The 13,864-nt window shown below is 61.0% G+C and carries 15 protein-coding genes; 9 read left to right on the top strand and 6 right to left on the bottom strand.

Annotation, left to right across the window (positions count from 1 at the left end):
• Nucleotides 1–6 precede the first annotated feature (6 nt).
• From folE to AWU82_RS18730, 4 genes are all read left to right on the top strand, one after another.
• Nucleotides 7–567, top strand: a complete 561-nt coding sequence (gene folE, locus AWU82_RS18715) for a GTP cyclohydrolase I FolE (protein WP_064382509.1) — start codon at nt 7–9, stop codon at nt 565–567.
• The gene (gene folX / locus AWU82_RS18720; protein ID WP_007957207.1) at nt 568–939 is read left to right on the top strand and encodes a dihydroneopterin triphosphate 2'-epimerase; all 372 of its coding nucleotides are present in this window, start codon (nt 568–570) and stop codon (nt 937–939) included.
• A 68-nt stretch (nt 940–1,007) separates the two neighbouring features.
• Nucleotides 1,008–1,304 carry a DUF1244 domain-containing protein gene (locus AWU82_RS18725; RefSeq protein WP_064382510.1) on the top strand — a complete coding sequence of 99 codons (297 nt, stop codon included), beginning with the start codon at nt 1,008–1,010 and terminating at the stop codon, nt 1,302–1,304.
• Nucleotides 1,297–1,635, top strand: coding sequence for a HopJ type III effector protein (locus AWU82_RS18730; protein WP_064382511.1), 339 nt, complete (start codon nt 1,297–1,299; stop codon nt 1,633–1,635). Before AWU82_RS18725 ends, AWU82_RS18730 begins: the two co-directional genes overlap by 8 nt.
• A 188-nt stretch (nt 1,636–1,823) precedes the next feature.
• Here the strand turns inward: AWU82_RS18730 and trxB are convergent, their stop codons facing one another.
• The gene (trxB, locus tag AWU82_RS18735) at nt 1,824–2,786 is read right to left on the bottom strand and encodes a thioredoxin-disulfide reductase (RefSeq protein ID WP_039769336.1); all 963 of its coding nucleotides are present in this window, start codon (nt 2,784–2,786) and stop codon (nt 1,824–1,826) included.
• A 310-nt stretch (nt 2,787–3,096) separates the two neighbouring features.
• Between trxB and cysZ the strand changes: the two genes are divergently transcribed.
• Together cysZ and AWU82_RS18745 are read left to right on the top strand one after the other, a co-directional pair.
• On the top strand, nt 3,097–3,849 hold the full coding sequence (cysZ, locus tag AWU82_RS18740) for a sulfate transporter CysZ (protein ID WP_064382512.1): 753 nt from the start codon (nt 3,097–3,099) through the stop codon (nt 3,847–3,849).
• A 42-nt stretch (nt 3,850–3,891) separates the two neighbouring features.
• Nucleotides 3,892–5,112, top strand: a complete 1,221-nt coding sequence (locus AWU82_RS18745) for a glycosyltransferase family 4 protein (protein WP_064382513.1) — start codon at nt 3,892–3,894, stop codon at nt 5,110–5,112.
• On the opposite strand, the gene AWU82_RS18750 is transcribed toward AWU82_RS18745, so the two are convergent.
• From AWU82_RS18750 to AWU82_RS18760, 3 genes are all read right to left on the bottom strand, one after another.
• Nucleotides 5,081–6,184, bottom strand: coding sequence for an NADH:flavin oxidoreductase (locus AWU82_RS18750; protein ID WP_064382514.1), 1,104 nt, complete (start codon nt 6,182–6,184; stop codon nt 5,081–5,083). The genes AWU82_RS18745 and AWU82_RS18750 overlap by 32 nt on opposite strands.
• Nucleotides 6,185–6,341: 157 nt before the next feature.
• The gene (locus AWU82_RS18755; RefSeq protein WP_007959082.1) at nt 6,342–6,824 is read right to left on the bottom strand and encodes a glutathione peroxidase; all 483 of its coding nucleotides are present in this window, start codon (nt 6,822–6,824) and stop codon (nt 6,342–6,344) included.
• Between the two features lie 122 nt (nt 6,825–6,946).
• Nucleotides 6,947–7,432, bottom strand: coding sequence for an FKBP-type peptidyl-prolyl cis-trans isomerase (locus AWU82_RS18760; protein WP_011332490.1), 486 nt, complete (start codon nt 7,430–7,432; stop codon nt 6,947–6,949).
• Here AWU82_RS18760 and AWU82_RS18765 point away from each other — a divergent pair.
• From AWU82_RS18765 to yihG, 3 genes are read left to right on the top strand one after another with little or no spacing between them, the layout of a single operon-like run.
• Nucleotides 7,401–7,739 (top strand): DUF3565 domain-containing protein, encoded by a 339-nt coding sequence (locus AWU82_RS18765; protein WP_170928952.1) that lies wholly within the window; start codon nt 7,401–7,403, stop codon nt 7,737–7,739. The genes AWU82_RS18760 and AWU82_RS18765 overlap by 32 nt on opposite strands.
• Before the next feature lie 60 nt (nt 7,740–7,799).
• Nucleotides 7,800–9,899, top strand: coding sequence for a phosphate acetyltransferase (pta, locus tag AWU82_RS18770; protein ID WP_064382516.1), 2,100 nt, complete (start codon nt 7,800–7,802; stop codon nt 9,897–9,899).
• A 4-nt stretch (nt 9,900–9,903) separates the two neighbouring features.
• Nucleotides 9,904–10,806: a 1-acylglycerol-3-phosphate O-acyltransferase, YihG family gene (gene yihG, locus AWU82_RS18775; RefSeq protein ID WP_064382517.1), complete on the top strand. Its 903-nt coding sequence runs from the start codon at nt 9,904–9,906 to the stop codon at nt 10,804–10,806.
• A 183-nt stretch (nt 10,807–10,989) separates the two neighbouring features.
• Here the strand turns inward: yihG and cysN are convergent, their stop codons facing one another.
• On the bottom strand, nt 10,990–12,888 hold the full coding sequence (gene cysN, locus AWU82_RS18780) for a sulfate adenylyltransferase subunit CysN (RefSeq protein WP_064382518.1): 1,899 nt from the start codon (nt 12,886–12,888) through the stop codon (nt 10,990–10,992).
• Between the two features lie 9 nt (nt 12,889–12,897).
• Nucleotides 12,898–13,815 (bottom strand): sulfate adenylyltransferase subunit CysD, encoded by a 918-nt coding sequence (gene cysD, locus AWU82_RS18785; protein WP_007912374.1) that lies wholly within the window; start codon nt 13,813–13,815, stop codon nt 12,898–12,900.
• Between the last annotated feature and the right edge of the window lie 49 nt (nt 13,816–13,864).

Raw genomic sequence — 13,864 nt, forward strand, 5'->3', positions numbered from 1 at the left:
TGCTCCATGACCCGTTCCCTGCCCGAGAATTACCGCGAGATCCTGATCGGTCTCGGTGAAAACCCTGACCGCGAAGGGCTGCTCGACACGCCGGTGCGGGCGGCCAAGGCCATGCAGTATCTGTGTCACGGCTACGAACAGAGCGTCGACGAGATCGTCAATGGCGCGCTGTTTGCCTCCGACAGCGACGAGATGATCATCGTCGCCGACATCGAGCTCTATTCGTTGTGCGAACATCACCTGCTGCCCTTCATCGGCAAGGCCCATGTGGCTTATATTCCGACGGGCAAGGTGCTGGGGCTGTCGAAGATCGCGCGGCTGGTGGATATGTTCGCCCGCCGCCTGCAGATCCAGGAAAACCTCACCCGCCAGATCGCCGAGGCGGTCCGGCAAGTCACCGATGCTGCCGGTGTCGCGGTGGTCATCGAAGCCCGGCACATGTGCATGATGATGCGCGGTGTCGAGAAACAGAATTCGACCATGAACACCTCGGTCATGCTCGGCGCCTTCCGCGAGTCGAGCAACACCCGTCAGGAGTTCCTGCAATTGATTGGACGGAGCAAGTAAATGCCACAACTTCAACCGGGAATGGCGCGCATCCGGGTCAAGGATCTGCGCCTGCGCACCTTTATCGGGATCAACGAGGACGAAATCCTCAACAAGCAGGATGTGCTGATCAACCTGACCATCCTGTACGCCGCACAGGAAGCGGTGCGTGACAACGACATCGACCACGCGCTGAACTACCGCACCATCACCAAGGCGATCATCGCCCACGTGGAGGGCAACCGTTTTGCCCTGCTCGAACGCCTGACCCAGGAGCTGCTGGATCTGGTAATGGCCAACGAATCGGTGCTGTACGCCGAAGTCGAAGTCGACAAGCCGCATGCCTTGCGATTTGCCGAGTCGGTGTCGATCACGCTCGCCGCCAGCCGCTGAACGTGTCTGGCGCTCCGGGCGTCAGACTTTTATCATCCGCGCCACGATTTGACTGCACAGAGCCCATCATGACCGAGCAACAACGCCTCGAACTCGAAGCCGCCGCCTTCCGCCGACTGGTTGCCCACCTGGACAGCCGCAAGGACGTGCAGAACATCGACCTGATGAACCTTGCCGGGTTCTGCCGCAACTGCCTGTCCAAGTGGTACAAGGCCGAGGCCGACGAGCGCCGGATCGAGGTCAGCCTCGACGATGCCCGTGAAGTGGTTTACGGCATGCCGTACGCCGAGTGGAAAGCCCAATATCAGCAAGAAGCCAGCGCCGAACAGCAAGCGGCGTTCGCCAAAGGAAAACCCCATGAGTGATCTGAACACCCTGCGCGCCAGCCTCAAGAGCGGCGAACACGTTTTTGCCGACACGCTGGCCTTCATCGCCGCCGGTTACGACTACCAGCCGCAGGCGTTCAACAACGGCGGCGTGGAAAACGCCGCCGGGCAGAACGAAGGTTCGTGCAAGACTCTGGGTCTGGCGTTGCTGGAAGGCTTGAGCGATGAAGAAGCGCTGCTGGCGTTCGGCGAGCACTACCGTTCGGTCGTGGCAACACCTGAAGGCAGCGATCACGGCAATATCCGTGCGCTGATCCAGCACGGTCTGGCGGGCGTGAAGTTCACCACCCAACCCCTGACCCGCCGCTAATTCTTCGCGTCAGATCGTTCCCACGCTCCGCGTGGGAATGCAGCCGGGGACGCTCCGCGTCCCAAGGACGCAGAGCGTCCAGATGAGGCATTCCCACGCAGAGCGTGGGAACGATCACCGTCGTGGTGGCTGTGAATAACGGGCATGAAAAAACCGGCCAATTGGCCGGTTTTTTCATGCCTGCGATCTTAGAACGAAGCGTTCTGCAAACCGTCCAGGTAACGCTCGGTGTCCAGTGCCGCCATGCAGCCGGCGCCGGCCGAGGTGATGGCCTGACGGTAAACGTGGTCGGCCACGTCACCGGCAGCGAAGATGCCTTCGACGCTGGTCGCAGTGGCGTTACCTTCACGGCCGCCCTGAACGACCAAGTAGCCGTCTTTCAATTCCAGCTGACCTTCGAACAGCGAGGTGTTCGGAGTGTGGCCAATCGCGATGAACACGCCGTCGACCTTGATTTCGTCGAAGCTGCCATCGTTGTTCTTCAGACGCGCACCGGTCACGCCCATGTTGTCACCCAGCACTTCGTCCAGGGTCGCGTTCAGCTTCAGCTCGATCTTGCCTTCGGCCACGCGGGCGTTGAGCTTGTCGATCAGGATCTTCTCGGCGCGGAAGGTTTCGCGACGGTGGATCAGGGTGACCTTGCTGGCGATGTTCGCCAGGTAAAGCGCTTCTTCCACAGCAGTGTTGCCGCCACCGACCACGGCCACCGGCTTGTTGCGATAGAAGAAACCGTCGCAGGTCGCGCAGGCCGAAACGCCTTTGCCCATGAACGCTTCTTCCGACGGCAGGCCCAGATAACGGGCGCTGGCGCCGGTGGCGATGATCAGCGCGTCGCAGGTGTAGGTGCCGCTGTCGCCGGTCAGGCTGTATGGCTTGGAAGCAAAGTCCACGGCGTTGATGTGATCGAAGACGATCTCGGTTTCAAAACGCTCGGCGTGCTCGCGCATGCGCTCCATCAGCACCGGGCCGGTCAGACCATGGACGTCGCCCGGCCAGTTGTCGACTTCGGTGGTGGTGGTCAGTTGACCGCCGGCCTGCATGCCGGTGATCAGCAGCGGCTTGAGGTTGGCGCGGGCAGCGTAGACGGCAGCGCTGTAACCGGCAGGGCCGGAACCGAGGATGATCACTCGCGAATGACGGACTTCAGACATGAACCTGCTCCTGTTGACCGGCCAAGTCACCTGGCCGGACGCCGGACTGCCGGCGGGAATAAAAAAGGACTGTGGATAACCTTGGGGAAGGCGTGAGCTCGACAGTCCTGTAAAAAGTTGGGTGCAGCGTATCGAGGGGGGCAAGATTAAGGAAATACGGTTTAACAATCCAGCTCATAGGTGGTCTCTATGCCGACACACTGACGAGATGGACGTCTTTGTTACAGTGAATGTCGATCCCGCCGCCGCGCTTTCACAGGTTCTGCAAAGTCGGTAAGGTCGGCGCGTTTTCCCTTGCTCGGAGCACCTTATGCCCGCCCCTGTTCTGTCCGGCCCGCAATACCTGCGCGAAGGCCTCAAACTGGTCTTGAGCCCGGGCTTGCGCCTGTTCGTGCTGCTGCCGCTGGCCATCAACCTGGTGCTGTTCGTCGGATTGATCTATCTGGCCGGCCACCAGTTCAGCCTGTGGGTCGACACGCTGATGCCGTCGCTGCCCGAATGGCTGAGCTTTCTCAGTTACATCCTGTGGCCACTGTTCGTGGTATTGGTGGCATTGATGGTGTTCTTCACCTTCACCATGCTGGCCAACGTGATCGCCGCACCGTTCAACGGTTTCCTCGCGGAAAAGGTTGAAGTGGTGGTGCGCGGCACCGACGACTTTCCGGCCTTCAGTTGGAGCGAACTGATCGCCATGATCCCGCGCACCCTGGCCCGGGAAATGCGCAAGCTCGGTTACTTCCTGCCCCGGGCGATCGGCCTGTTCATCCTCTCGTTCATCCCGGTGGTGAACATCGTCGCCGCGCCGCTGTGGCTGCTGTTCGGGGTGTGGATGATGGCGATCCAGTACATCGACTACCCGGCGGACAACCACAAGCTGGGCTGGAACGAAATGCTCGCCTGGTTGCGCCAGAAGCGCTGGCAGAGCATGAGCTTTGGCGGGATCGTCTATCTGGTGTTGCTGATTCCGGTGGTGAACATCCTGATGATGCCGGCCGCGGTGGCTGGCGCGACACTGTTCTGGGTGCGTGAGCGCGGGGCCGAGAATCTGGTGACGCAACGCTGAAGTCGCGTCACAAATCCATCATCCGAACGTCACAACCACGACATGGCCTCAGCCGACACTGAGGCCATGACGACAGCTCTACATATCACCCTCATCAGCGAAACCTTCCCACCAGAAATCAACGGCGTGGCCAATACCCTTGGCCGTTTGTGCGACGGTTTGCGCGCACGCGGGCATCGGGTGGAACTGGTGCGACCGCGTCAGGCTGACGACCCGCAGCGCACTGAAGACGACTCGTTGCTGCTGTGCCGGGGCTGGCCGTTGCCGGGTTATCCGGGGTTGCAATGGGGTCAGTCGTCGATGCACAAACTGTTGCGGCGCTGGACCCGCCAGCGCCCGGATGTGCTCTATATCGCCACCGAAGGTCCGCTCGGGCTGTCGGCATTGCGCGCGGCACGGCGTCTGGGGATTGCCGTGGTCAGCGGCTTTCACACCAACTTCCAGCAATACACCCACCAGTACGGGCTGGGATTGCTGACCCGTTTGCTCACCCATTACCTGCGCTGGTTTCACAACCGTTCGGCGCTAACGCTGGTGCCGAGCGTCAGCCAGCGCCTGGAACTGGAGCGTCGGCACTTCGAACGCCTGGCGCTGCTGTCGCGGGGTGTCGACAGTCAGTTGTTTCACCCGGCCAAACGCCTGAATGCCTTGCGTGAGCAATGGGGTCTCGGCGAGCAGGACATTGCGGTCATTCACGTAGGACGCCTGGCGCCGGAGAAGAACCTCGGCCTGCTCAAGCGCAGCTTCGAGAAACTGGCCAGCACTTATCCACAGCTAAAGTTGAAGCTGATCGTGGTCGGCGACGGGCCGCAACGAATGGCACTGGAAAATGAACTGCCCGAGGCAATTTTCTGCGGCTCGCAACGGGGCGAAGCGCTGGCGGCGCACTATGCCTCGGGGGATGTGTTTCTGTTTCCGAGCCTGACCGAAACCTTCGGCAACGTCGTGCTGGAAGCGCTGGCCTCGGGCCTCGGGGTGGTGGCTTACGATCAGGCTGCGGCGGCCCAGCATATTCGCCATGGCTACAACGGCGTGCTGGCGATGCCCGGGGATGAAGAGGCGTTCTGCGAGGCAGCGGCGTGGCTGCTGGAAGAAAACGAAAGGTTGCGCTGCGTGCGCCTGAACGCGCGCCAACACGCCAGCCGTCAGGGCTGGGCAGCCATCGTCGAACAATTTGAAAACCATTTGCTGGGGGCTTGCCGCGACCTGCGCGACAAGCCGCCCACGTCGATCAAACCAGCGTCATCAACGCCTCACGGCTGAACGGCAGAATGTCTTGCTCGCGGCCTTCGCGCACTTTCTGCGCCCAGTCCGGATCGACCAGCAGCGCACGCCCCACCGCCACCAGATCGAATTCGTCGTTGTTCAGACGCTCCAGCAGTTTTTCCAGACTGGCCGGTTGCGCGACTTTGTCAGTGTTGACCATGAACTGCAGGAACTCACCATCGAGGCCGACGCTACCGACGGTGATGGTCGGTTTGCCGGTCAGTTTGCGTGTCCAGCCAGCCAGGTTCAGGTCGGAACCGTCGAACTCCGGCTCCCAGAAACGCCGCGTCGAGCAGTGGAAAATGTCCACGCCGGCGTCGGACAACGGCTTGAGGAACTCGCCCAGGGCTTCGGCGGTTTGCACCAGACGCGCGGTGTAGTCCTGCTGTTTCCACTGCGAGAAACGGAAGATGATCGGGAAGCCTTCGCCAACAGCCGCGCGTACGGCCTGGATCAGCTCGATGGCGAAACGTGAACGGTTGGCCAGGCTGCCACCGTATTCGTCAGTGCGCTGGTTGCTGCCTTCCCAGAAGAACTGGTCGATCAGGTAACCGTGGGCGCCGTGGATTTCCACGCCGTCCATGCCGATGCTTTGGGCATCTTTGGCGGCTTGAGCGAACGCGGCGATTACATCCTGGATGTCCTGTTTGGTCATGCCGTGCACCACGACCTGACCGTCCTTGAGTTTTTCCGACGGGCCGTAACCCGGCACGCTCGCATCCGGCTCGGTGCCCAGACGGCGCACATTGCCGACGTGCCACAGCTGCGGAACGATCTTGCCGCCTTCGGCGTGTACCGCGTCGACGACTTTTTTCCAGCCGGCCAACGCCGCTTCACCGTAGAAGTGCGGCACGTTCGGATAACCGTTGGAAGCCTGGTGGCCGACGGTGGTGCCTTCGGTGATGATCAGGCCGACACCGGCCGCTGCGCGGCGACGGTAGTATTCGATCACTTTGGAATTGGGTACGCCGCCCGGGGAAAACGAACGGGTCATCGGCGCCATGACCACGCGGGTCGGCAGTTCGAAGGCACCGAGCTGGAACGGTTTGAACAGGGCTTGCACGGACATGGGAGGCTCCACGAAAAATTGATCGACGGACATGCGATTCATATGACGGCGATAATATGCGGAGTTCCAACGGTGTGATAGCACTATTGATCTGAATGATTAAGGGTCAAAAGGCAGGCGAAAAAAATCGCAGCTCGAGGGCTGCGATTTTGGTGCTTCAGCTAAGGGCTTTTTCAATCGCGGTAATCACCGAAGGATCATCCGGCGCCGTGCGTGGCGAGAACCGGGCCAATACCCGGCCGTCCTTTCCAAGCAGGAATTTCTCGAAATTCCAGGTGATGTCACCGGGAAACTCCGCGCCCTCGCCCGCCAGCAGACGGTACAGCTGATGACGGTCGTGGCCATTGACTTCGAGCTTTTTCGACAACGGAAAACTCACGCCATAGTTGAGGCTGCAGAATTCCTGGATCTCCTGCTCACTGCCCGGTTCCTGGCCGGCAAACTGGTTGCACGGCAGGCCCAGCACACTGAAGCCTTTGCCTTTGTATTGCTGATAAAGGTTTTCCAGCGCCGCGTACTGTGGGGTCAAGCCGCATTTGGAGGCGACGTTGACCACCAGCACGACTTGGCCCTTGAAGGGTGCCAGCGGTAGCTCCTGACCATCCAGGGCTGTCAACTTAAGGTCGTGAAAAGCACTCATGACGAACTCCAGATTCCCGTGTTCTACTCGAAACAGCCACTTGGCGAGGCCACCAAGGACAGCCGCGGACTAAAAAGGCGCCCTCGGGCGCCTCTCCAGTACTCGAAAGCTTAGCGCAGAAATCAGTGGTGATGGCCACCTTCGCCATGGACGTGACCATGAGCGATTTCTTCCTGGCTGGCGTCACGGATGGCAACGACCTTCACTTTGAAGTTCAGGCGCTGACCGGCCAGCGGATGGTTGCCGTCGACAGTGACGTCGTCGCCGTCCAGGTCACGAATGGTGACGATCTGCATCTGGCCGTCCGGCGCCGAAGCGTGGAACTGCATGCCGACTTCCAGCTCGTCAACGCCTTCGAACATGCTGCGGCTCAGGGTGCTGACCAGTTCAGCGGCGTATTCGCCGTAGGCATCTTCCGGCTCGACGGAAACTTCCAGATCGTTGCCGACTTCTTTACCTTCCAGGGCTTTTTCCAGGCCCGGGATGATGTTGCCTGCGCCATGCAGGTAGACCAGCGGAGCGCCGCCGGCGGAGCTGTCGATGACCTCACCAGCGTCGTTGGTCAGGGTATAGTCGATGGAGACAGCCTTATTGGCGGCGATCAGCATGGGGCGAGACCTTTTGCATAAGAATGAAGAACGGACAAGTCTAAACAAGGATTTGCCCGAAAGCGAACAGAACCCGGACAGACGGGATCGATTGGCGCCCGTGACCGTCACCGGATTCCATCAGGACGAGGACGGCCACTGGGTCGCCGAGCTGTCCTGCGGCCACACCCAGCACCTGCGCCACCTGCCGCCGTGGCAGTCCCGGGCCTGGGTCCTGGACGCCGCGCAACGTATTGAAAAAATAGGCCAACCCTTTGCTTGCGGTTGGTGCGCACAAGGCTCGGTTAGCGATAACCTTGGCGACTGAATTGCGGCAGATCGGCACACAGAGACGATCGCCATTGCCATGCACCCTTAGAGAATCCGCATGCAAACTTTTTTTATCGCGCCCACCGACTTTGGTGTGGGTCTGACCTCCATCAGCCTCGGGCTGGTGCGTACGCTGGAACGGGCCGGGCTGAAAGTCGGCTTCTTCAAACCGATTGCCCAGCCGCATCCGGGCGACACCGGCCCTGAGCGCTCCACCGAGCTGGTGGCCCGCACCCACGGCCTGAAACCGCCGCAGCCACTGGGCCTGGCCCATGTCGAGCGGATGCTCGGCGACGGTCAGCTCGACGAATTGCTTGAAGAAATCATCACCCTCTACCAGCAGGCCGCCATCGGCAAAGACGTGCTGGTCGTCGAAGGCATGGTACCGACCCGCAGCGCCAGCTACGCCGCGCGGGTCAACCTGCACCTGGCCAAGAGCCTGGATGCCGAGGTGATTCTGGTCTCGGCCCCGGAAAACGAAGTGCTGACCGAGCTGTCAGGCCGAGTCGAGTTGCAGGCGCAGTTGTTCGGCGGGCCGAAAGACCCGAAAGTCCTCGGCGTGATCCTCAACAAGGTCAAGACCGACGAAAGCATGGACGCCTTCGCCGCGCGACTGAAAGAGCATTCGCCCTTGCTGCGCACCGGTGATTTCCGTCTGCTCGGCTGCATTCCGTTCCAGCCCGAACTCAACGCCCCGCGCACCCGCGATGTGGCCGATCTGATGGGCGCCCAGGTGCTCAACGCCGGCGACTACGAAACCCGGCGCATGACCAAGACCATCATTTGCGCGCGCACCATGCGCAACACCGTCGATCTGCTCAAGCCCGGCGTGCTGGTGGTGACCCCCGGCGATCGCGACGACATCATCCTCGCGGTCAGCCTCGCAGCCATCAACGGTGTGCCGCTGGCCGGCCTGCTGCTGACCAGCGACACCCTGCCCGACCCACGCATCATGGACTTGTGCCGTGGCGCGTTGCAGGCTGGCTTGCCGGTGCTGTCGGTGAGCACCGGCTCCTACGACACGGCCAACCTGCTCAACGGCCTGAACAAGGAAATCCCCGTCGATGACCGCGAACGTGCGGAGATCATCACCGATTTCGTCGCCAGCCATCTGGATGCCAACTGGCTGCACCAGCGCTGCGGTACGCCACGGGAAATGCGCCTGTCGCCGGCGGTGTTCCGCTATCAATTGATTCAACGCGCCCAGGCCGCCAACAAACGCATCGTCCTGCCCGAAGGCAGCGAACCGCTCACCGTGCAAGCGGCGGCGATCTGTCAGGAACGCGGGATTGCCCGTTGCGTGCTGCTGGCCAAACCGGTGGACGTCGAAGCCGTCGCCCGTGCCCAGGGCATCACGCTGCCGCCGGGGCTGGAAATCCTCGATCCGGATCTGATCCGCGAGCGCTACGTCGAACCGATGGTCGCCCTGCGCAAGAGCAAAAGCCTCAATGCGCCAATGGCCGAGCAACAACTGGAAGACACCGTGGTGATCGGCACCATGATGCTGGCGCTGGATGAGGTCGACGGACTGGTCTCCGGCATCATCAACACCACCGCCAACACCATTCGCCCGGCGCTTCAACTGATCAAGACCGCGCCGGGCTGCACGCTGGTGTCGTCGGTGTTCTTCATGCTGTTCCCCGAGGAGGTGCTGGTCTACGGCGACTGCGTGATGAATCCGCACCCGAGCGCCAGCGAACTGGCCGAAATCGCCCTGCAAAGCGCCGACTCGGCCGCCGCGTTCGGCATCACCCCGCGCGTGGCGATGATCAGCTACTCCAGCGGCGAATCGGCCACCGGCGAGGAAGTCGAAAAGGTCCGCGAAGCCACCCTGCTCGCCCACGAACAACAGCACTCTTTGCTGATCGACGGCCCGTTGCAGTACGACGCCGCCGCCAACGAATCCGTGGCCCGGCAACTGGCACCGAACAGCCAGGTGGCCGGTCGCGCCACGGTGTTCGTGTTCCCCGACCTGAACACCGGCAACACCACCCACAAAGCCGTGCAGCGCAGTGCCGATTGCGTCAGCCTCGGCCCGATGCTGCAAGGCCTGCGCAAACCGGTGAACGATCTGCCGCGCGGCGCGCAGGTCGACGACATCGTCTACACCATCGCCCTGACCGCGATTCAGGCTGCCAACCGACCTCTGGATATCTGACCCGATGCTGGCTTTTCTCCCTGCCACCCTGCGCGGCGTGATCGCTGCGCTGCTGCTGGCGCTGAACACGATCCTGCTGTGCTCGTTCCTGTTTCTCGTGGCACTGATCAAAGTGCTGCCGTTCGACCTCGCACGCCGCGCCTCGCGCTGGCTGATGAGCCACACCCACGAAGCCTGGATCAGCAACAACAAAGGCTGGATGAACCTGGTCCGCCGCACCCGCTGGCACCTCAGCGGTCTGCAAGGCCTGGACTATCAACACTCGTACCTGATCACCAGCAACCACCAGAGCTGGGTCGATATTCTGGTGCTGCAATACGTGCTCAACCGACGCATTCAGCCGCTGAAGTTCTTTCTCAAGCAGGAACTGATCTGGGTCCCGGTGATCGGCCTCGCGTGGTGGACACTCGGCTTCCCGTTCATGAAGCGCTATTCGAAAGCCTATCTGGAGAAACACCCGGAAAAGAAAGGCAAAGACCTCGAAACCACCCGCAAGACCTGCGCGAAATTCCGCGACAACCCGGTGGGCATCTTCAACTTCGTCGAGGGCACACGCTTTACCGAAGGCAAACACGCGCAGCAGCAATCTCCGTTCAAACACCTGCTCAAGCCCAAGGCCGGCGGCATCGCATTCGTACTGGATGCGATGGGCGAACAGCTGGAATCGATCGTCAACGTGACCATTCACTACCCAGGCGGACGCCCTGGCTTCTGGGACCTGCTGTGCGGCAACGTCCGAGACGTAGTGGTGCACTTTGAAGAGCTGAAGATCCCGCCGCAGTTCATCGGCAGGAACTACGACCAGGACGGCGAGTACCGCCTGCAATTCCAGGGCTGGATCAATCAGCTGTGGCAAGACAAGGATGCGCTGCTTGCGCAGATGCACAGCGAGTATCCAACGAAGTAATCAGGTGTCTGTAATGCCCTCATCGCGGGCAAGCCCGCTCCCACAGTGGATTTTCAGCGCACACAAATATTGTGTAAGGCAGGAACCCTGTGGGAGCTGGCTTGCCAGCGATAGCAATATCAAAGGCAACAAAAAACCCGCAGACAATCACTTGTCTGCGGGTTTTCTTCTTTCATCTGACGCTTAAATCGCGCCACGCTTGCGCAGCAGATCCAGCACTTGCTTGACGCTTTCATCCAGCGACAACGATTGGGTATCGATCACCAGATCAGCATCCAGCGGTACGTCATACGGGAACGACTCACCCGGAATGTTATCGCCACCGGCAGCGTACAAACCTTGCGGATCACGCTCGGCGCAGACAGTCGGCGAGGCCTGGACATAGACTGTCAGTAGACGCTCCTTGCCGATCAGATCCCTGGCCTGTTCACGACCTTCGGCACTCGGCGCCACGAAAGCCGCAAGTGTCAGCAGACCGGCTTCGTTGAACTGACGCGCCACGTGTGCAGCACGACGCCAGTTCTCAGTGCGACCGGCGCGATCCTGCGGCAGGCCTTTGTTGAGGTCGTGACGCAGGTTCTGACCATCCAGCACGAACACCGCACGGCCCATATCGAACAGTTTGCGCTCGACGGCATAGGCCAGCGTGCTCTTGCCAGCGCCGGACAGGCCGCTGAACAGCACGGTGGCCGGTTGCTGGCCGAAACGCTGGGCGCGTTCTTCGGTCGCTACGTGGGCCAGTTTGCCGTGGTGCGTGGCCGTACCGTGGGTCACCGGCTGAGCGACGATCATGCCGGCGCCGACGGTGCCGTTGGTCAAACGGTCGATGACGATGAACGCGCCGGTGGTGCGATTGCTGTCGTAACCGTCGAGGGCGATCGGCGCGTCGAGCGCGATCTTCACCTTGCCGATTTCATTGAGCTGCAACGCGCTCGCCGGGCCTTCTTCGAGGGTGTTGACGTCAACCTTGTTGACGATGCTGGCGATGGAACCCGGCACGTAACTGGTAGCACGCTTGATGTCGTATTTCTTGCCCGGCAGCATCGGCTCTTCAGCCATCCACACCAGCATCGCTTCGAAGCTGTCGGTGACCGGCGGAACATTGTCGGCGTGGACCAGCAGGTCGCCACGGGAGATGTCGATCTCGTCTTCCATGGTCAGCGTTACCGCTTGGCCAGGACCTGCGTGTTCCAGTTCGCCCTCGAAGGTGACGATGGATTTCACGCGGCTGCTCTTGCCCGACGGCAGGACCACGACTTCGTCGCCCTTCTTGACGATGCCGCTGGCCAAAGTGCCGGCGAAACCGCGGAAGTTCAGGTTCGGACGGTTGACGTACTGCACCGGGAAACGCAGATCGGTGAAGTTGCGGTCACCCGCCACTTCCACGGTCTCGAGGATTTCCATCAGCGACTGGCCGGTGTACCACGGCGAGCGCTCGGACTTGTTCACCACGTTGTCGCCCTTGAGAGCGGACATCGGCACGAAGTGCATGCTCGTCGGCTTCATCTTCAAGCCTTCGGCGAACTTCAGGTAGTCGGCCTTGATCGACTCGAACACGCCCTGATCGAAACCCTTGAGGTCCATCTTGTTAATGGCGACGACGATGTGCTTGATGCCCAGCAACGAGGCAATGAAGCTGTGGCGACGGGTCTGGGTCTGCACGCCGTAACGGGCGTCGACCAGGATGATCGCCAGGTCACAGGTGGACGCACCGGTGGCCATGTTGCGGGTGTACTGCTCATGGCCGGGGGTGTCGGCGATGATGAATTTGCGCTTGGCGGTAGAGAAATAGCGGTAGGCGACATCGATGGTGATGCCCTGCTCGCGCTCGGCCTGCAGGCCGTCGACCAGCAATGCCAGGTCGATGTCGTCACCGGTGGTGCCGACTTTCTTCGAATCGCGGGTGATGGCTTCCAGGTGATCTTCGTAGATCATCTTCGAGTCGTGCAGCAGGCGCCCGATCAGGGTGCTCTTGCCGTCATCGACGTTACCGCAGGTCAAAAAGCGCAGCAGCTCTTTACGTTCGTGCTGGCCCAGGTAGGCGAGGATGTCCTCGCTGATCAAATCAGATGCGTGCGACATGACAACCCCTTAGAAATAACCCTGACGTTTCTTGTCTTCCATCGAGCCTGCGCCATCGTGGTCGATGACCCGGCCCTGGCGCTCGGAAGTTCGCGTCAGGAGCATTTCCTGAATGATGTCCGTCAGGCTTTCGGCCTCGGACTCCACCGCGCCCGTCAACGGGTAGCAGCCAAGGGTACGGAAACGCACTTTCTTTTTGACGATGCGCGCCTTGTCCTCGTCGGACAGGTGCTCGAGGATGCGCTCGTCGTCGATCATGATCAGCGTGCCGTTCTTCTCGATCACTTCGCGCTCTGCCGCGAAGTACAGCGGTACGATCGGGATGCCTTCGAGGTAGATGTACTGCCAGATGTCCAGCTCGGTCCAGTTCGACAGCGGGAACACACGAATGGATTCGCCCTTGTTGACCTTGCCGTTGTAGACGTTCCACAGCTCCGGGCGCTGGTTCTTCGGGTCCCAGCGGTGTTTGCTGTCGCGGAACGAGTAGACGCGCTCCTTGGCGCGGGACTTCTCTTCATCGCGACGGGCACCGCCGAAGGCTGCGTCGAAACCATGCTTGTCGAGTGCCTGCTTCAGGCCCTCGGTCTTCATGATGTCGGTGTGCTTGGCGCTGCCGTGGGTGAACGGGTTGATGTTCTGCGCCACGCCGTCGGGGTTGATGTGAGTGATGAGGTCCAGGCCAAGCTCTTCGACCATCTTGTCGCGGAACTTGTACATTTCCTGGAATTTCCAGCGGGTGTCGACGTGCATCACCGGAAACGGCAGTTTGCCCGGGAAGAACGCCTTGCGTGCCAGATGCAGCATCACGGCGGAGTCTTTACCGATGGAGTACAGCATCACCGGGTTGTCGAACTCGGCGGCCACCTCGCGGATGATGTGGATGCTTTCCGCCTCCAGCTGTTTCAGATGCGTCAGTTTGTCGACCATGGCTACTCACGAAAGCTTTCTTATGAACGGCCAGCGGGCCGTGTTCGAG

It is taken from the genome of Pseudomonas glycinae (assembly GCF_001594225.2).
GTDB lineage: Bacteria > Pseudomonadota > Gammaproteobacteria > Pseudomonadales > Pseudomonadaceae > Aquipseudomonas > Aquipseudomonas glycinae.

Coding starts and splice junctions, on each gene's coding strand:
- cysN (WP_064382518.1), bottom strand. CDS start 12,888: ATGTCGCACGCATCTGATTTGATCAGCGAGGACATCCTCGCCTACCTG.
- pta (WP_064382516.1), top strand. CDS start 7,800: ATGCAAACTTTTTTTATCGCGCCCACCGACTTTGGTGTGGGTCTGACC.
- AWU82_RS18765 (WP_170928952.1), top strand. CDS start 7,401: ATGGAGACAGCCTTATTGGCGGCGATCAGCATGGGGCGAGACCTTTTG.
- folE (WP_064382509.1), top strand. CDS start 7: ATGACCCGTTCCCTGCCCGAGAATTACCGCGAGATCCTGATCGGTCTC.
- folX (WP_007957207.1), top strand. CDS start 568: ATGCCACAACTTCAACCGGGAATGGCGCGCATCCGGGTCAAGGATCTG.
- AWU82_RS18750 (WP_064382514.1), bottom strand. CDS start 6,184: ATGTCCGTGCAAGCCCTGTTCAAACCGTTCCAGCTCGGTGCCTTCGAA.
- AWU82_RS18730 (WP_064382511.1), top strand. CDS start 1,297: ATGAGTGATCTGAACACCCTGCGCGCCAGCCTCAAGAGCGGCGAACAC.
- cysZ (WP_064382512.1), top strand. CDS start 3,097: ATGCCCGCCCCTGTTCTGTCCGGCCCGCAATACCTGCGCGAAGGCCTC.
- cysD (WP_007912374.1), bottom strand. CDS start 13,815: ATGGTCGACAAACTGACGCATCTGAAACAGCTGGAGGCGGAAAGCATC.
- trxB (WP_039769336.1), bottom strand. CDS start 2,786: ATGTCTGAAGTCCGTCATTCGCGAGTGATCATCCTCGGTTCCGGCCCT.
- AWU82_RS18745 (WP_064382513.1), top strand. CDS start 3,892: ATGGCCTCAGCCGACACTGAGGCCATGACGACAGCTCTACATATCACC.
- AWU82_RS18725 (WP_064382510.1), top strand. CDS start 1,008: ATGACCGAGCAACAACGCCTCGAACTCGAAGCCGCCGCCTTCCGCCGA.
- AWU82_RS18760 (WP_011332490.1), bottom strand. CDS start 7,432: ATGCTGATCGCCGCCAATAAGGCTGTCTCCATCGACTATACCCTGACC.
- yihG (WP_064382517.1), top strand. CDS start 9,904: ATGCTGGCTTTTCTCCCTGCCACCCTGCGCGGCGTGATCGCTGCGCTG.
- AWU82_RS18755 (WP_007959082.1), bottom strand. CDS start 6,824: ATGAGTGCTTTTCACGACCTTAAGTTGACAGCCCTGGATGGTCAGGAG.